Annotated in this window: 18 protein-coding genes and 2 pseudogenes; 4 read left to right on the top strand and 16 right to left on the bottom strand. The window is 73.5% G+C overall.

The features are described 5' to 3' along the window. Positions 1-84 precede the first annotated feature (84 nt). Positions 85-393: a DUF2469 domain-containing protein gene (locus H5V45_RS04390; protein WP_185251820.1), complete on the bottom strand. Its 309-nt coding sequence runs from the start codon at positions 391-393 to the stop codon at positions 85-87. 92 nt (positions 394-485) lie between these two features. Between H5V45_RS04390 and H5V45_RS04395 the strand changes: the two genes are divergently transcribed. After that, positions 486-1,733, top strand: a complete 1,248-nt coding sequence (locus tag H5V45_RS04395) for an FAD-dependent oxidoreductase (protein ID WP_221633906.1) — start codon at positions 486-488, stop codon at positions 1,731-1,733. Beyond that, positions 1,730-2,467: a YqjF family protein gene (locus H5V45_RS04400; RefSeq protein ID WP_185251821.1), complete on the top strand. Its 738-nt coding sequence runs from the start codon at positions 1,730-1,732 to the stop codon at positions 2,465-2,467. The genes H5V45_RS04395 and H5V45_RS04400 overlap by 4 nt, the downstream gene beginning before the upstream one ends. Here H5V45_RS04400 and H5V45_RS04405 read toward each other — a convergent pair. From H5V45_RS04405 to rpsP, 8 genes and pseudogenes are all read right to left on the bottom strand, one after another. After that, positions 2,399-3,148 carry a ribonuclease HII gene (locus tag H5V45_RS04405; protein ID WP_185251822.1) on the bottom strand — a complete coding sequence of 250 codons (750 nt, stop codon included), beginning with the start codon at positions 3,146-3,148 and terminating at the stop codon, positions 2,399-2,401. The genes H5V45_RS04400 and H5V45_RS04405 overlap by 69 nt on opposite strands. A gap of 10 nt (positions 3,149-3,158) precedes the next feature. Beyond that, positions 3,159-3,965 carry a signal peptidase I gene (gene lepB / locus H5V45_RS04410; RefSeq protein WP_185251823.1) on the bottom strand — a complete coding sequence of 269 codons (807 nt, stop codon included), beginning with the start codon at positions 3,963-3,965 and terminating at the stop codon, positions 3,159-3,161. 37 nt (positions 3,966-4,002) lie between these two features. After that, complete coding sequence (rplS, locus tag H5V45_RS04415) at positions 4,003-4,356, bottom strand: 50S ribosomal protein L19 (RefSeq protein WP_185251824.1); 354 nt, start codon at positions 4,354-4,356, stop codon at positions 4,003-4,005. Between the two features lie 213 nt (positions 4,357-4,569). Further along, positions 4,570-5,052 carry a GNAT family N-acetyltransferase gene (locus H5V45_RS22240; RefSeq protein WP_343061635.1) on the bottom strand — a complete coding sequence of 161 codons (483 nt, stop codon included), beginning with the start codon at positions 5,050-5,052 and terminating at the stop codon, positions 4,570-4,572. Next, positions 5,053-5,733: pseudogene (gene trmD / locus H5V45_RS22245) on the bottom strand (tRNA (guanosine(37)-N1)-methyltransferase TrmD); the annotation flags it as partial. A 13-nt stretch (positions 5,734-5,746) separates the two neighbouring features. After that, on the bottom strand, positions 5,747-6,295 hold the full coding sequence (gene rimM / locus H5V45_RS04425; RefSeq protein ID WP_343061416.1) for a ribosome maturation factor RimM: 549 nt from the start codon (positions 6,293-6,295) through the stop codon (positions 5,747-5,749). A gap of 79 nt (positions 6,296-6,374) precedes the next feature. Then, the gene (locus H5V45_RS04430) at positions 6,375-6,617 is read right to left on the bottom strand and encodes an RNA-binding protein (RefSeq protein WP_185251826.1); all 243 of its coding nucleotides are present in this window, start codon (positions 6,615-6,617) and stop codon (positions 6,375-6,377) included. A gap of 140 nt (positions 6,618-6,757) precedes the next feature. Then, positions 6,758-7,204 (bottom strand): annotated as a pseudogene (gene rpsP, locus H5V45_RS21740) (30S ribosomal protein S16); the annotation flags it as partial. 178 nt (positions 7,205-7,382) lie between these two features. On the opposite strand from rpsP, the gene H5V45_RS04440 reads away from it, so the two are divergent. Next, positions 7,383-8,000: a hypothetical protein gene (locus tag H5V45_RS04440; RefSeq protein ID WP_185251828.1), complete on the top strand. Its 618-nt coding sequence runs from the start codon at positions 7,383-7,385 to the stop codon at positions 7,998-8,000. Positions 8,001-8,042: 42 nt separating this feature from the next. Continuing rightward, positions 8,043-8,876, top strand: a complete 834-nt coding sequence (locus tag H5V45_RS04445) for a VanW family protein (RefSeq protein ID WP_246415856.1) — start codon at positions 8,043-8,045, stop codon at positions 8,874-8,876. A gap of 50 nt (positions 8,877-8,926) precedes the next feature. Here H5V45_RS04445 and H5V45_RS04450 read toward each other — a convergent pair whose 3' ends face one another. The 7 genes from H5V45_RS04450 to H5V45_RS04480 form a co-directional block, all read right to left on the bottom strand. Beyond that, positions 8,927-9,346 (bottom strand): VOC family protein, encoded by a 420-nt coding sequence (locus H5V45_RS04450; protein WP_221633907.1) that lies wholly within the window; start codon positions 9,344-9,346, stop codon positions 8,927-8,929. Then, the gene (locus tag H5V45_RS04455; RefSeq protein ID WP_185251829.1) at positions 9,343-10,413 is read right to left on the bottom strand and encodes an amidohydrolase family protein; all 1,071 of its coding nucleotides are present in this window, start codon (positions 10,411-10,413) and stop codon (positions 9,343-9,345) included. Before H5V45_RS04455 ends, H5V45_RS04450 begins: the two co-directional genes overlap by 4 nt. A gap of 105 nt (positions 10,414-10,518) precedes the next feature. Beyond that, the gene (locus tag H5V45_RS04460; RefSeq protein ID WP_185251830.1) at positions 10,519-10,887 is read right to left on the bottom strand and encodes a PIN domain-containing protein; all 369 of its coding nucleotides are present in this window, start codon (positions 10,885-10,887) and stop codon (positions 10,519-10,521) included. A gap of 133 nt (positions 10,888-11,020) precedes the next feature. Next, positions 11,021-12,580, bottom strand: coding sequence for a signal recognition particle protein (ffh, locus tag H5V45_RS04465; RefSeq protein WP_185251831.1), 1,560 nt, complete (start codon positions 12,578-12,580; stop codon positions 11,021-11,023). Positions 12,581-12,670: 90 nt separating this feature from the next. Beyond that, positions 12,671-14,887 (bottom strand): [protein-PII] uridylyltransferase, encoded by a 2,217-nt coding sequence (locus tag H5V45_RS04470; protein WP_185251832.1) that lies wholly within the window; start codon positions 14,885-14,887, stop codon positions 12,671-12,673. Positions 14,888-14,962: 75 nt separating this feature from the next. Next, entirely contained in the window at positions 14,963-15,301 is a 339-nt protein-coding gene (locus H5V45_RS04475; RefSeq protein ID WP_185251833.1) for a P-II family nitrogen regulator, read from the bottom strand. Further along, the gene (locus H5V45_RS04480) at positions 15,298-16,662 is read right to left on the bottom strand and encodes an ammonium transporter (protein ID WP_185251834.1); all 1,365 of its coding nucleotides are present in this window, start codon (positions 16,660-16,662) and stop codon (positions 15,298-15,300) included. Before H5V45_RS04480 ends, H5V45_RS04475 begins: the two co-directional genes overlap by 4 nt. Positions 16,663-16,761 lie beyond the last annotated feature (99 nt).

Consider the following 16,761-nt stretch of genomic DNA (forward strand, 5'->3'; position numbering starts at 1 on the left):
CTGGGTCCCCGGAGGCGACGATGGTCTGGACCCGGGTGCTAGACCTGGCGCTTCCCGACTTGCGCAGGACGGCTACGGCGTGGATCAGACCTTGGGCGGGTCGATCTCCGACGGGCTGAGCTCCTCGACGTTGACGTCCTTGAAGGTCAGCACCTTGACGTTCTTGGCGAAGCGCGCCGGGCGGTACATGTCCCACACCCACGCGTCGCTCATCGAGACCTCGAAGAAGACGTCCCCGGCCTCGGTGCGCGCCTTCACGTCCACCTGGTTGCACAGGTAGAAGCGCCGGTCGGTCTCCACGACGTACTTGAAGATCGCGACGACGTCGCGGTACTCGCGATAGAGCGTCAGCTCCATCTCGGTCTCGTACTTCTCGAGATCCTCGGCGCTCATGCGGCCATTCTGCACGCCACCCGGGCACGCCGTCCCGCGGCCCGCCGCGGGGACCGCGGGCGCCGTCAGGGCCGGGGTGCCATCGTGGTTCCGTGGTGGACGAGACGGACGTCGTGGTGGTGGGTGCGGGGCTGGCCGGGCTGCGCTGCGCGCAGGTGCTGCGCGAGCAGGGGCTGCGGGCGGTCGTCCTGGACGCCGGCGACGCCCCGGGCGGGCGGGTGCGCACCGACGTGGTGGACGGCTTCCGCTGCGACCGGGGCTTCCAGCTGCTCAACCCCGCCTACCCGGCCGTACGCCGGCACGTCGACGTCGACGCGCTCGACCTCTGCTTCTTCGGGCGCGGCGTGGTGGTCGCGCAGGACGGCGGCCTCGCCGTCGTCGCCGACCCGACCCGCCACCCGCGCCTGCTCGCGGCGACCCTGCGCAGCGGCTACGTCCGCCCCGGCGAGCTGGCCGCGCTGGCCCGGTGGCTCGTCCCGGCCCTGGGCAGCGTCGAGCGCCTGCTGGCCGGGCCCGACACCACCCTGGCGGCCTCCCTCGACCGGGCGCGGGTCACCGGACGGCTGCGCCGCGAGATCCTCGAGCCGTTCCTGACCGGCGTCCTCGCGGACGACACCGGCGCCACCTCGGCCACCTTCGTGCGGCTGCTGATGCGCAGCTTCGTCCGGCACACGCCCGGCATCCCGGCGACCGGCATGCAGGCCCTCCCCGACCAGCTGGCGGCCGGGCTCGACCTCCGGCTCGGCACCCGGGTGACGGCTGTGAGCCGAGGGACCGCACCCCAGGTCACCACGTCGGCGGGCGAGGTGGCCGCCCGGGCCGTCGTCGTCGCGACGGACGCGGGCGGTGCGGCCGACCTGACGGGCGAGGCCGCTCCTCCGGTGCGGGGCCTGCAGACCTGGTGGTTCGCGGCGGACGACGTCCCGGCCGACCGGGCCACCTTCCTGCGCGTCGACGGCACCCGCGGCGGCCCGGTGGTCAACACCGCCCTGATGACGGCCGTCGCGCCGTCGTACGCCCCGCCCGGCCGGCACCTCGTCCAGGCGACCACGCTGCTCCCCTCCAAGACGGGGGCCGCGGCCACCGAGGCGGACGTGCGCACCCACCTCGACCGGCTGTGGGGCGTCCCCACCCGCGGCTGGGAGGTGGTGGTCCGCCACGACGTCGAGCGCGCGCTGCCCGCCCTGCCGCCGCCCCTGGTCGTCCGCCGGCCCGCCCGGGTCGACGAGGGGGTCTTCGTCGCCGGCGACCACCGCGAGACGGCCTCGCTCCAGGGCGCCCTGGTCTCCGGGGCCCGCGCCGGCCACGCCGTGGCGCGCGCGCTGGCGGGTGTGCGATGACCGACCAGCAGGGCCCGCCGCTCGCGAGCCGCCAGGTGATGAGCCAGTGGTGGCGCGACATCGCGTTCCTCCACTGGCGGGTCGACCCCGCGGTCGTCGCCCCGCTGCTGCCCGAGGGGGTGCGCCCCGACGTGCACGACGGGAGCACCTGGGTCGGGCTGATCCCGTTCCGGATGGTCGACGGGGCGCTGGGGCACCGCGGCCCGGTCCCCCGGTTCGGCACGTTCAACGAGACCAACGTCCGGCTCTACTCCGTGGACGACGCGGGTCGCCACGGTGTCGTCTTCCGCTCGCTCGAGGCCGACCGGCTGGCCGTGGTCGCCGCGGCCCGGGCGACCTTCGGGGTGCCCTACCAGTGGGCACGCCTGTCGGTGGACCCTCCCGAGCTCGGCCCCGAGCCCGAGGGCCGCACGATCTCCTACCGCGGCCGCCGGCACGGCCGTCGCGGCGTCGGCGGACGCATCGACGTGGAGGTCGGCGCGCCGATCGCCGAGCCGTCGCCGCTCGACGTGTTCCTCACCGCGCGCTTCGGGCTGCACACCCGGGTGCTCGGCCGCACGCTGTGGGTGCCGAACACGCACGGCCCCTGGCCGCTGCGCGTCGCCCGGGCGACGCACGTCGAGGACAGCCTGGTCGCCGCCGCTGGGCTGCCCGGGGTGACCGGGTCAGCCCCGGACTCCGTGCTCTTCTCGAGCGGGGTCCGCACCGTCTTCGGCCTGCCGCAACGGCTCTGAGGGGTCCGCGGCCGGGTCGGGGTACGCCTCCAGACCGGCGGCCCGGCGTACGTTCACGAAGCGCATGCGGTGCACCGGCGACGGGCCGTGCTCGACGAGCGCGGCGGTGTGCACCTCGGTGATGTAGCCCTTGTGCGTCTTGAAGTCGTACGCCGGCCAGTGGGTGTCCAGCTCGCACATGATCCGGTCGCGGGTCACCTTGGCCAGCACCGAGGCGGCCGCGATGCAGGCGGCGACCCGGTCGCCCTTCCAGACCGCGAGCCCGGGAACCCCGAGCCCGTCGACGGGGAAGCCGTCGGTCAGCACGTAGGCCGGGGGCACGTCGAGCAGCGCGACCGCCCGGCGCAGCGCCTCGATGTTCGCGACGTGCATGCCGAGCGCGTCGCACTCCTCCTGGGAGACCACGACGACCGACCAGGACAGCGCCCGCCTGACGACGTGCTCGTAGCAGCGCTCCCGGGCCTTCTCGGTGAGCAGCTTCGAGTCCGCCAGGCCCGGGATGATCCCGGCCTTCCCGGCCGGGAGGATCGCCGCGCCGGCCACCAGCGGGCCCGCACAGGCCCCGCGACCGGCCTCGTCGACCCCGGCGACCGGCTCGATGCCCTCACGCCGCAGGGCGCGCTCGTAGCCGTACAGGCCGGCGTCACGGCGTACGGTCGAGCCTCGGGGCAGGGCACTCACGCGTCGGGCCTCAGGAGGCGTCCGGGACGTCCTCGAACGTCGCGGGGCGGTGGATCCACTGGAAGTGGTCGCTGGGCCAGAGCAGCACGAAGACCTTGCCGACGATCAGGTCGTCGGGGACGAACTCGTCGCCCGGCACGCAGTCGGTGGCGTCCTCCGGGCACATGTGGACCGTGGAGTCCGCGGAGCGCGAGCGGTTGTCGCCCATCACGAAGACGTGGTCCTTCGGGACGGGGCCGTCGGTCCAGCTGCAGGTGGAGGTCATCGGGCCGTAGCACTCGGCGCCGTTGAGCTTGGCGTAGCCCTTCTCGTTGAGGGGCACGCCGTTGACCATGATCCGCCCCTTCTTGTCGCAGCACTTGATGACGTCGCCGGCGACGCCGATCACGCGCTTCACGAGGTGGCCGCCCGAGGGGTAGAGACCGATCTTGGCCATCAGCGAGGTGACCGGGCTGGTCGGGCCGGCCTTCTCCTCCGGGCCGAGCCAGTCGCCCGGGTCCTCGAAGACGATGACGTCCCCGCGCTGGGGGCTGCCGCCGAACCAGTAGGAGACCTTCTGGACCAGGATCCGGTCGTTCTTGACCAGGCCCGGCTCCATCGACTCCGACGGGATGTAGAACGCCTGGACGAACAGCGCCTTGATCACGATCGCGAGGACCAGCGCGATGCCGAGCAGCAGCAGCGTCTCCTGCCAGACGGGCAGGTGCTTGCGGGCGGCCTTGCGGTCGGACGGCTCGGTGGCCGTGGACGACGAAGACCGCGACCCTGCCCCGTCGGTGTCGACGGAGGATGGGGGGTCGCGGTCTTCGGGAGTCACGCGCAGAGCGTAACGAGAGGCTGGCTGGACGCCGGACTCAGGCCTCGCGGCGCTCCTTGATCTTGGCGGCCTTGCCGCGCAGGTTGCGCAGGTAGTACAGCTTCGCGCGACGGACGTCACCGCGGGTGACGATCTCGATCTGCTCGAAGATCGGGGAGTGCAGCGGGAAGGTGCGCTCGACACCGACGCCGAAGGAGACCTTGCGGACGGTGAAGGTGCGGCCGACGCCGGAGCCCTGGACGCGGATGACGACGCCCTGGAAGATCTGGACACGCGAGCGGCTGCCCTCGACGACCTTCACGTGGACCTTCACGGTGTCACCGGCGCGGAAGGCCGGGACGTCGGTGCGCAGGGACGCGCTGCTGAGCTCGCTGATGACGTGGTTGGTCATGTCTCTCCTCGCGATTGCCACAGGTCAGGCGCGGAACGGGGAACGGGATCGGTGCTGGCCCAGCACGCGGGTGGCCGGCGGCGTCATGCTCCCCCTGTGGCAGGAACCCGACGCGGAACCCCCGACAGGACGTGTCCTCGGGGCGATCCGTGTTTGACCGGCTGGGCCGAGGGTCGATTCTGCCACAGGCGCGGCGTGCGTCACCAATCGCTGTCAGCGGCGCTTGGTGAGGCGGACGACGCCGGGCTCGGCCTCGCCGCGCAGGCGGTAGCCCGCCTTCTTGTACATCCGCTGGTTGCGCAGGCTGCCCGCGCCCGTGAAGAGCTCGTACGACGTCGCGTCGGCCGGTGCGGCCGCCTCGATGCGGCCGAGCAGCATCCGGCCGAGCCCGCGGCCGTGCAGGTCGGGCGCCACCATCAGCCGCCCGATGTCCCAGGCGGTCCCCCGGTCCGTGGTGCGGGCCCGGGCTCGGACCGCCCCGACCAGGCGGCCGGCGCTGCGGGCGACGAGCACGTGGTCCCGGGCGGCCCAGGCGACGACGTCCTCGAGCGACTCCCCCAACGCCGGGATCTCGACGTCCGGGTTGTCCTGGGCCTCCTGGACCCAGCAGGCCCGCTGCAGCGTGTAGAGCTCGCCGACGTCGCCGGGCTGCACCAGCCGCACCTCGAGGTCGTCGAGCAGGACCGAGGCGTGCACGAGGTCCGGGCGCCGCTCGGCGGTCCGGCGGACCGCCTGCTCGCGGCGCCAGGCGGCGATCGAGGCGTGGTCGCCCGACAGCAGCACGGGCGGGACCTCGTGGCCGCGCCAGGCGGCGGGCTTGGTGTAGACGGGGTACTCCAGCAGGCCGTCCTCGTGGGACTCCTCGGCCAGCGACTCGGGGTTGCCCATGAAGCCCGGCAGCAGCCGGACCACGGCCTCGGTGATCGCCAGCGCGGCGACCTCGCCGCCGTTGAGGACGTAGTCGCCGAGGGAGATCTCGCGGACCTCGCCGACGGAGGCTGCGTGGTCGAGCACCCGCTGGTCGATGCCCTCGTAGCGCCCGCAGGCGAAGACCAGCCGCTCGCGCCCGGCCAGCTCGCGGGCCACCTCCTGGGTGAACGGCGCGCCGGAGGGCGTGGTGAAGACGATCGTCGGCCGGGCGCCCTCGGGCGCCTCGAGCAGGGCGTCGAACGCCGCACCCCAGGGCTCGGGCCGCATCACCATGCCGGCGCCGCCGCCGTACGGCGTGTCGTCGACGGTCCGGTGCCGGTCGTGCGTCCACTGCCGCAGGTCGTGCACGCGGAGGTCGAGCAGGCCCTTGGCGCGCGCCTTGCCGGGCAGCGAGAGCTCCAGCGGCGCGAGGTAGTCCGGGAAGATCGTGAGGACGTCGATCCTCATGACCGCGCCCGCATCAGTCGTCCTCCGGCAGCGGCGTCACGAGCCCGGGCCGGTCGGCCACGACGACCCGGCCGCCCGCGACGTCGACCTCGGGGACGAGCTCCTTGACGAACGGCACGAGCGTGGGACGGCCGTCCACGGCCTTGACGGCCAGCAGGTCCTGGGCGCCGCCGTGCACCAGCCCGGTCACCTCGCCGAGCAACGTGCCGTCCACGTCGTACGCCGCCAGCCCGACGAGCTGGTGGTCGTAGAACTCGTCGGGGTCCTCGGGCGTCTCGGCGGCGTCGATGGTCGCGTGCAGGACGATGCCCCGCGCGGCCTCGGCGGAGTTGCGGTCGGTGAGCTCGGCGAAGGTCACGAGCAGCGTGGTCTGGTGCCAGCGGGAGCGCACCACGGTCATCGTGGTGAGGGTGCTGTGCGAGCCGCGGGGGGCCTCGGCGCGGAGCCGGGCCTCGGGGGCGAAGCGCCGCTCGGGCTCGTCGGTGCGGACGTCCACGGTCACCTCGCCGCGCACGCCGTGCGGCTTGCCGATCCGGCCGACGACGACCTCGATGGTCTCCACGTTCTCTCCTTCGTCAAGCAGAACGGGCGCCGCTCCCGGAGGAGCGACGCCCGTCGTGCGGTGCTACGGAACTGGTGCGTCAGCGACGGCGGTCGACGTCGACGAAGTCGACGCGAGCGCCACCGCGACCGGCGAGCGCGGAGACGACCGTGCGGAACGCCGTGGCGGTGCGACCGCCACGACCGATCACCTTGCCGAGGTCGTCGGGGTGGACCCGGACCTCGAGGATCGAGCCGCTGCGCAGCTGCTTGTCACGCACGGAGACGTCGTCCGGGTGCTCGACCACGCCGCGCACCAGGTGCTCGAGAGCGTCCGCGAGCATGCTCAGGCCTCGCTCTTGCCGGCGTCCTCGGCGGTCACCGTCTCGGCGGACTCGGCCTCGGCGGCCGCGCCCTCCGGGGTCTCGGAGGCGGGAACCTCGGCCGGGGCCTCGGTGGTCTCCTCGACAGCGGCGTCGGCCTTGTCGGCCTTCTTCGCCTTGGGCTCGACGGCCGGCTTGTCCTCGGTCGCGTCGGCCTTGTCGGCCTTCTTCGACTTCTTGGTGACGGCCTCGGCGTTCGCGGAGCTGTGCGCCTCGGCGAGGGCCTCGTTGAAGATGTCGAGCTTGTCGCGCTTGGGCTCCTTGACCTTCAGGGTGCCCTCGGTGCCCGGGAGGCCCTTGAAGGTCTGCCAGTCGCCGGTGATCTTGAGGATGGCCTCGACGGCCTCGGTCGGCTGCGCGCCGACACCGAGCCAGTACTGCGCCCGGTCGGAGGTGACGTCGATGTACGACGGGTCCTCCTTGGGGTGGTACTTGCCGATCTCCTCGAGGACGCGACCGTCACGCTTCTTGCGCGAGTCGACGACGACGATGCGGTACTGCGGCACCCGGACCTTGCCCAGGCGCTTCAAACGGATCTTGACGGCCACGTTGGTGGTGTCTCCTTGAGAGTTGTGTGGGTGAGGATCCCGTGGACCAGGTGGGGACCGGGCCGGGGAAGCTCGATGGGCCTTGTCGCGTCCGGATGAGAGGGTCCGGTCGCGCAGGACTCAGCGGGAGATTCTGCCAGACGCGACCGGCCCAGCCGAAATCGGGCAGGGTGGGCGCATGAGCGCGCCGTACCCGCCCCCGCAGCAGCCGCCGTACGGCGTCCCGCAGGCCCCACTCCACCAGCCGCCCGGGCCCCCGCGCAAGCCGCGCCCCAGCGGCTGGTGGTTCGTGCTCGGCGGCGCCCTCGTGGTCGCGGCGATCGCGGTCGGCGTCACGCTCGTCGTGCTGACCCTGCGCGGTTTCCTCACCACCGACGCCACGGTCAGCGCCGACGACCAGCCGCACACCGTGAGCGTCGGGACCGACCGCGACCGGCTGCTGTGGGCCACCACGGGGAGCACGCCGCAGTGCACGGTCGTCGACCGCGGCACCGGGCGCGAGGTGGCGACCTCGTCCCCCGGCGCGGCGTACACCAAGTCCGACGGCTCGGGCTCGTGGACGGGCTTCGCGCGCTTCGACCCGGGCAGCGGCACCCTCGAGGTCACCTGCACCGCGGCGGGCGGCGACGTGCAGATCGGCCCGGCCCCCGAGCTCGGCTCGTTCGTGGGCGGGATCTTCGCGACGATCCTGGTCCCGCTGGTGCTCGGGCTCCTCGGCCTGCTGGTGCTGATCGTCACCGGGGTCCGCTTCGCGACCGGTGCCCCGCGCGACCGGAGCGGCAACAACCCGGCCTGATCGTGCGTCCGATCCCTGAACCCACCGTCCAGGGAGGACGACATGACCACCACCACCGCCACCCGCACGCCGGCCCCGCTCGTGGTCCCGGCCCGCCTGACCGCGCCGCCGCGGCCGTCGGAGCGGCACCCGTGGCTCTACCCGTGGGCCGTGCGGGCCCACCAGGCCCGGCGCCGCGTCGCGTGGCTGACCTCCGGCACCGCGTGGGCGCACGTGCACCGGCCGGAGCCGCTGCCCGTCCGCGTCAAGCAGCACGGCTCGCTGCTGCTCCGTGAGCTGGCCGGCGCCGAGATGCGCCTGCAGCACAACAAGGTGACCAACCTGCGGCTCGCCTCGGCGCGGGTCGACGGCCTGCTGATCCGCCCCGGTGAGACCTTCTCCTTCAACAAGGTGGTCGGGGCCTGCACCCGCCGCAAGGGCTACCTCGAGGGCATGCGCCTCTCCAACGGCGTCGCCGTCCCCGGCGTCGGCGGCGGCGTCTGCCAGCTGGCGAACCTCCTGCACTGGATGTTCCTGCACTCGCCGCTGACCGTGGTCGAGCGCTCCGAGCACAGCTTCGACCCCTTCCCGGACAAGGACCGGGTGCTCCCGTGGGGCGTCGGCTGCTCGATCGCCTGGAACTACGTCGACCTGGTCGTGCGCAACGACACCGCGACCACCTTCCAGCTCAGCGCCTGGGTGGCCGAGCGGCACCTGCGCGGCGAGCTCCGCGCGGACGGGCCGACCGACACGTCGTACCGCGTGGAGGCGCGGGGCGAGCAGTTCCTCCGCCACGACGGCCGGGTCTTCCCGGACGAACCTGGCGGAGCCGGATCTCGAAGCGGACCGGCGACACCGTCGGCGAGGAGCTGCTGCGGACGAACTGCGCGCTGGTGAAGTACCTCCCGCCCGAGGACGTCGTCGTCGACGTCTGAGGCGGCCCCCGGTCAGTGGAGGAAGAGGCAGAGCGGGTGCCCGGCCGGGTCCAGCACGACCCGCAGGTCCTCGCGCGGCTGGTGCGGGTGCAGCCGGCCACCGGCGGCGACGGCGCGGGCGACCGCCGCGGCCAGGGCCTCCTGTCCGGCCGGCCCGGACGGGTCGCCGCCGTCGGCGGGCGTGACGCGCACGTCGAGGTGGATCATCTTCTGCTGCTCGGCAGCCGTCTCGGGCCAGACCGGGGGCACGTAGGCCGGCTCGGCCTGGAAGGACAGCCCCACCCCGCCGGCCGGGTCGCGCATGAGCACCCAGTCCGGCTCGGTGGCGGTCGCCTCCCACCCCAGGAGCACGCCGTAGAAGCGCGCCATCGCGTGCGCGTCGTCGCAGTCGAGGCAGATCGTGCCGAGCGCGATCGTGGGCGGCGCGCTCACGCGACGACCCTCCCCCGCAGCACCACCCGGCGCGGGGTGCGCAGCACCGCGAGGTCCTGGAGCGGGTCGGTGTCGTAGACGACGAAGTCCGCGGAGGCGCCCTCGCCGAGCGCGTCGAAGCCGAGCCAGTCACGGGCCCGCCAGCTGGCGGCCCCGAGGGCGTCGTACGCCGTGATCCCGAGGCGGGCCAGCGCCTGCACCTCGCCGGCGATGTTGCCGTGGCGGCTGATCCCGCCGCCGTCGGAGCCGGCGTAGATCGGCACGCCCGCCTCGTAGGCCGCCATGATCGTCGCCGGCATCCGGGCGTACAGGTCGGTCATCGTGGCGGCGTAGTCGGGGAACTTCGCGCCGCCGGCCGCGGCGTGCTCGGGGAACTTGTCCAGCTGCATCACGGTCGGGACCAGGGCGGTCCCCTGCGCGACCATCGCATCGACCAGGTCCTCGGTCAGGCCGGTGCCGTGCTCGATGCAGTCGATGCCGGCGGCGATCAGCCCGGGGAGCACGTCCTGCCCGAAGCAGTGGGCGGTCACCTTCGCCCCCGCCGCGTGGGCGGCCTCGATCGCGTCGGCGAAGGCCTGCGCGGGGAAGGACGGCGCGAGGTCGCCTTCCTCGCGCGAGATCCAGTCCCCCACCAGCTTGATCCAGCCGTCGCCGGCGCGGGCCTCCTGCGCGGCGTACGCCGCCAGCTCGGCCGGCTCGACCTCGTGGGCGTAGCCGCGGATGTAGCGCTTCGTCGCCGCGATGTGGCGCCCGCAGCGCACCAGCCGCGGCAGGTCGTCGCGGTCGTGGATCCACCGGGTGTCCGCCGCGGACCCGGCGTCGCGGATCAGCAGCGCGCCGGCGTCGCGGTCGTCGACCGCCTGCTGCTCGGTGGCGGCCCGGTCCACGGGCCCGTCGTCGTCGAGCCCGAGGTGGCAGTGCGCGTCGACCAGCCCCGGCACGATCCAGCCGCTCCCCGCGTCCTGCGCCGAGGCGACCTTCTCGTAGGTGATCCGGCCGTCCACGACGTACAGCTCCCGCGGCTCGCCGTCGGGCAGGACCGGTCCGCTGAACTTCAGGGCAGTCATGCGGCCGACGTTATCGCGGCCGGCCGGGTCCGCCTCGTGTGCCTGAGGACGCGCCGGGGCGCGTCGTGGGGCTCACGGGGCCGGTCCCGGGAGCCGCGACGACCCTCAGAGCCGGTCGAGCAGCCAGGACGGGCTGACGCCCAGCGCGCCGACGCCCTCGCAGCGGGCGCGGAGGAATCGGTCGGCCGTCACGACCGTGACCCGGTCGCCGCGCTCGGCGGCCACCCGGACCTGCTCGACGATCGTCTCGTCGCCGCTGCCCCGGGCGTGCACGGTGCGCACGTGCGCGTCCCGGCCCGCCTTCACCCCGGCCTTGGCCGCGCCCTCGAGGACGAGCACGATGACGTCGTACGTCGTGTCGCCGACGAGCAGGGACTCGTGCAGGCGTCGTGCGGCGGCACCGCGGTCCTTCCACCACCCGTCGGGCCGGGACCCGACGACGTTGGCGCCGTCGACGACCAGCGTCGAGGTCACGGTGCTCCTTCTTCCGACCCCATCGGTCTCGACGCGCCCGTCGCGCGCGCTCGCAAGCTCGCTCGCGCGGGGCCCGCTCGACCTGGCCGCCCGACCGCCGTGAGCTCGCTTCGCTCGCGCACGGCGGGGCGACTCATTTGAGGAACTTCGAGAAGTCCGTCGGCAGGTCGAGCGCGGCGGCGGCCTTCTCGTAGTCCAGCTCCTGGCCCGCGGGGTTGCCGAACGGGTTGGCGGCCGGCTTGTCCTTCTCGGCGGCCGCCTGCTGGGCGGCCTTGGCCGGGTTGCCGGAGCGCTTGGCGCCCTTGCCCTTCTTCGGCTGCGGCTTGGCCTTGGCGCGCCTGCCCGCACCGGGCATCCCCGGCATCCCGGGCATGCCCGGCATCCCGCCGCCCTTGGCGAACTGCATCATCATCTTGCGGGCCTCGAAGAAGCGGTCGACGAGGCTGTTGACGTCGGAGACCTGGCGGCCGGAGCCCTTGGCGATCCGGGCCCGGCGCGAGCCGTCGATCATCTTCGGGTTGGCGCGCTCGGCGGCCGTCATCGACTGGATGATCGCCTGGATGCGGTCGATCTCGCGCTCGTCGAAGTTCTCGAGCTGCTCGCGGAACTGCCCCATCCCGGGCAGCATCCCCATGATCTTCGACATCGAGCCGAGCTTGCGGACCTGCTGCATCTGCGAGAGGAAGTCGTCGAGGGTGAACTCGCCGCCCTGACCGCTGAGCTTGGCCGCGGCCTTCATCGCCTCGTCCTGGTCGAAGGCCTTCTCGGCCTGCTCGATCAGGGTCATCATGTCGCCCATGTCGAGGATGCGCGACGCCATGCGGTCGGGGTGGAAGAGGTCGAAGTCGGTCATCTTCTCGCCGTTGGAGGCGAACATGACCGGCTTGCCGGTGAGCGACGCGATCGACAGCGCGGCGCCACCGCGGGCGTCGCCGTCGAGCTTGGTGAGCACGACGCCGTCGTAGCCGACGCCGTCGAGGAAGGCCTGCGCGGTGAGGACCGCGTCCTGCCCGATCATCGCGTCGACGACGAAGAGCACCTCGTCGGGCTGCACGGCGTCGCGGATGTCCGAGGCCTGCTGCATGAGCTCGGTGTCGACACCGAGGCGGCCGGCGGTGTCGACGATGACGACGTCGTACAGCTTGCGCTTCGCCTCCTCGATCGAGGCACGCGCCACGTCGACCGGGTTGCCCACGCCGTTGCCGGGCTCGGGGGCGAAGACCGGGACGCCGACGCGCTCGCCGTTGACCTGGAGCTGCTTGACGGCGTTGGGGCGCTGGAGGTCGCAGGCGACCAGGATCGGGGTCTTGCCCTGCTCCTTGAGCCAGTGCGCGAGCTTCGCGGCCAGCGTCGTCTTGCCGGCACCCTGCAGGCCGGCCAGCATGATGACCGTGGGACCGGTCTTGGCGTAGCGCAGCCGCCGCGTCTCGCCGCCGAGGATCGCCACGAGCTCCTCGTTGACGATCTTGATGATCTGCTGGGCGGGGTTCAGCGCACCGCTGACCTCCTCGCCGCGGGCCCGCTCCTTGACGGCGCCGACGAACTCCTTGACGACCGGGAGCGCGACGTCGGCCTCGAGCAGCGCGATCCGGATCTCACGGGCCGTCGCGTCGATGTCGGCCTCGGAGAGCCGCCCCTTGCCGCGGAGGTTCTTGAAGGTGTCGGCGAGGCGGTCGGAGAGTGTGGCGAACAAGTCAGTCCTCGAGCGGTGCGGTGTCGGGCGGACGGGAGCCCGGACCTCGGGTCCGGTCCCTCCAGACTAACGGGGCGGGCGCGGAGGCCGTCACTCGCCGGACAGGGCGGCGCGTACGGCGTGGGCCGCGGCCGCCGAGCGCTGGTCGCTGAGCGAGCCGGCCGAGGACTCCTGCAGGTAGAACACGTCCACCGCCTGCGGCCCCAGCGTGTCCACGTGCGCCGAGCGCACCGCCACGTCCAGCCGGGCGAGGGCGGCGCACACGAGGTAGACGACGCCCGGCCGGTCGGCCGCCCGGACCTCCAGCACCGTGGCGTGGTCGGAGGCCTCGGGGCGCACCACCACGGTCGGCGCCAGCACCTGGGCGTCCGCGGGGCGCAGGCGGGTGGCCGGGTCCAACCGGCCGTCGACGATGGCGTCGTACCGCTGGCGCAGCACCGCGGCGTCGAGGTGCTCGTCGGCGACCTCCCAGACCACCACGCCGTACTGGTCCTGGGCCCAGGCGCGCGCGGCGCGCACCGGCACCCGCTGGAGGGCGAACATCGCGGCCATGTCGGCGAGCAGGCCGACGCGGTCGAAGGCGATGACCGTGACGCGGGAGCCGTCCTCGACGGGCTCGACGGAGATGGCGGCGGAGCCCTTGCGGACCTCGCGCGGGATGCGCACGTCGTCGGTCACGATCGGCGGCAGCGCGACGCCGGTGTCGAGGGCCGCCCGGCTGCGCCGGGCCAGGTCGAGGATCAGCCCGGACCGCCAGCTCGACCAGGCCTTGGGCGAGGCGGCCTTGGCGTCGGCCTCCGTCAGCGCGGTGAGCAGGGACAGGGCCTCGGGGCTGCCGATCCGCGAGGTGATCAGCTCGATCGTGGCGGGGTCGTCGGGGTCGCGGGTGGTGGCGGTCTCGGCGAGGAGCAGGTGCTGGCGGACCAGCGTGGCGATGAGGTCGACCGAGTCGGGGGCGAAGCCCATCCGCGTGGCGATGGCCCGCGCGATCGGCGCCCCGGCCACGCTGTGCTCGGTCAGGCTCCCCTTGCCGATGTCGTGCAGGAGCGCGGCGACCATCAGCACGTCGGGGCGGGCGACGTCACGGATCAGGGCCGCGGCCTCGATGCAGGTCTCGACGCTGTGCCGGTCGACGGTGAAGCGGTGGATCGCCGAGGCGTGCGGGAGCAGCCGGATCCGCTCCCACTCGGGCAGCACCTGCGAGAGCGCCCCGGTCTCCTCGAGCGTCTCCCAGACCGGGAGCAGCCCGCGGCCGGAGGCCAGCAGCCGCACCAGCAGCTGCCGGGCCTCGGTGCTCCACGGCTCCGGCAGCGGGGCGCACTCGCGCACCAGCCGGGCGGCCGTGGCGGGTGCCAGGACGGCGCCGTGCTCGGCGGCCGCGGCGCAGGCGCGCAGCAGCAGCTCGGGGTCCTCGGCGGGCCGCGCCCTCGCCTCGAGCACGACCTCGCCCGACGACAGCGCGACCCCGGGCGCGAGCGGCGTCAGCGACGGCTTGCGGGCGCCCTTCACCGACGTCGGCCGGGCCAGCACGGCGTCGACGCGCCCCCACGTGAGCCGGGACAGGTGGGTGATCCGGCGGCCCAGCTCGCGGACGGCGACCTGCGCGGCCCGGGCGTCGGTCAGCTCCAGCTCGCGGGCCACCTCGTCCCACATCTCGGGGCCGACGCGGTCGGTCGCGCGGCCGGCGACCCCCTGCACGACGTCGCGGACGTCGAGGAGGTTCTGCCGGCAGCGCTCGAGCTCCACGTGTGGCGCGTCGACCAGCCAGGTCGCCACGAGCGCCTTGAGCACCGTGGCGTCGCGCAGCCCGCCCTCGGCCTCCTTGAGGTCCGGCACCGAGAGGTGCGCGAGCTCGCCGATCAGGTCGTGGCGGTTGCGCACCATGTCGTGCAGCGCGGGCAGCCGCTCGCGGGCCTGGCGACGCCAGCTCGCGAGCATCGTGGTGCGGAGCCGGAGCGTGAGGTTCGGGTCGCCGGCGAGGTGGCGCAGGTCGAGCAGGCCGAGCGCGACCTTGAGGTCCTGGTCGGCGGCCTCGACCATCTGCGAGAACGTCCGCACCGAGTGGTCGAGCTTGGCGCCGGAGTCCCAGAGCGGGTACCACAGCTTCTCGGCGACCTCGCCGAGGTCGGTGCCCTCGTCGGAGACCAGCACCACGTCCAGGTCGGAGTGCGGCGCCAGCTCGGAGCGGCCGTAGCCGCCGACCGCCACCAGGGCGGCCCCGACCTCGGGGCCGCCACAGGCGTCGTACGACGTGGTGCAGAGCGCGTCGGCCTCGGCGGTGCGCCGGGCGCGGTCGGTGGCGGTCACGTGCTCCCTGTCTCGGATCCGTGCGGTCGGCTGGGGTGCGGCCGGCTGGGGTGGTCGCCGTGCGGCGGGGTCCGCTCAGATAGCGCTGTCGTCGCGGTCGCCGGTGCGCACGCGCACCACCGACTCGACGGGCGAGACCCAGACCTTGCCGTCGCCGATCTTGCCGGTCGCGGCGGTCCGCACGATGGCGTCGACGATCGCGTCCGCGTCCGCGTCGTTCACGACGATCTCGAGGCGGATCTTCGGGACCAGCGCGATGTCGTACTCCGCCCCGCGGTAGACCTCGGTGTGGCCCTTCTGGCGGCCGTAGCCGCTGACCTCGCTGACGGTCATGCCGGTGACGCCCACGGTCTCGAGCGCGACCCGGGTGTCCTCCCACTTGTGCGGCTTGATGACCGCGGTGACGAGCTTCATCGGTGTTCCTCTCGTGGGGCGTTGATGTTCAGGACTCCGGTGACGCCGCCCCCGGAGGAGCGCGCCCCCGCGGTGGCGTGCAGGTCGTAGGCGGTCTCGGCGTGCACGACGAGGTCGATCCCGGTGATCTCGTGCTCCTCGTCGATGCGGAAGCCCATGAGCTTGTCGACGACGATCCCGATGATGCCCGACATCACGAAGGCGTAGGCGAGCACCGCGCCGCCGCCGAGCAGCTGGCGGCCGAGCTGGTCGACGCCGCCGCCGTAGAGCAGGCCGTCGACGCCGGTGGGCGCGGCCCCGGTCGCGAGCAGGCCGATGCCGAAGGTGCCGACGAGCCCGCCGACCAGGTGGACACCGACGACGTCGAGCGAGTCGTCGTACCCGAAGCGGTACTTCAGGCCGACGGCCAGCGCGCAGACGGCCCCGGCGACCGCGCCCATCACGATCGAGCCGAGGGGCGAGAGCGAGCCGCAGGACGGGGTGATCGCGACCAGACCGGCCACCATTCCGGAGGCGGCGCCGAGCGAGGTGGCGTGGCCGTCGCGGAAGCGCTCCAGCACCATCCAGCCGAGCGAGCCGGCCGCACCGGCCAGCAGCGTGTTGGTGAAGACCACGGCCGCGGCCTGGTTGGCACCGAGCGCCGATCCGGCGTTGAAGCCGAACCAACCGAACCACAGCAGGCCGGCCCCGAGCATCACGAGCGTCAGGTTGTGCGGGCGCATCGGGTCCTTGCCGAAGCCGACCCGGTGGCCCAGCACCATCGCGAGGGCCAGCCCCGAGGCACCCGAGCAGATCTCGACGGCGGTGCCGCCGGCGAAGTCGACGAGGCCGACCTGGTTGGCCAGCCAGCCCCCGGTGTGGCCCTCGGAGGAGAAGTCGAAGACCCAGTGGGCGACGGGGGCGTAGACGACCAGGGTCCACACGCTGACGAACACCATCCAGGCCCCGAAGCGGGCCCGGTCGGCGATCGCCCCCGAGACCAGCGCGCCGGTGATGACGCAGAAGAGACCCTGGAAGACGGCGAAGAGGATCAGCGGGACGGTCGAGCCGCCGTTGGAGGACTCCCCCAGCAGCTGGCCGAGGCCGGCGTACTGGCGCGGGTCGCCCAGCAGGCCGGCACCGAGGTCGTCGCCGAAGGCCAGCGAGTAGCCGACGAGCACCCACAGCAGCGTGATGGCGGCGAGGGCGCCGAACGTCATCATCATCATGTTGAGGACGCTCTTGGAGCGCACCATGCCGCCGTAGAAGAGCGCGAGGCCCGGGGCCATCAGGAGGACCAGGGCGGCGGAGGCGAGCAGCCAGGCGGTGTCGCCGGAGTCCAGCGAGGTCGCGGCCAGCAGGACGACGGATGCGGGGGTCATGGCCGCCCACCCTCGCCAGCGGCTGTTACGGGAAAAGTCCCCGATTGTTTCAGGCAGGTTAACGAGCCCCTCGGTGCTGTGGGACATCCCACGGCTCCT

This window comes from Nocardioides luti (assembly GCF_014212315.1).
GTDB classification, from domain to species: Bacteria; Actinomycetota; Actinomycetes; order Propionibacteriales; family Nocardioidaceae; genus Nocardioides; species Nocardioides luti.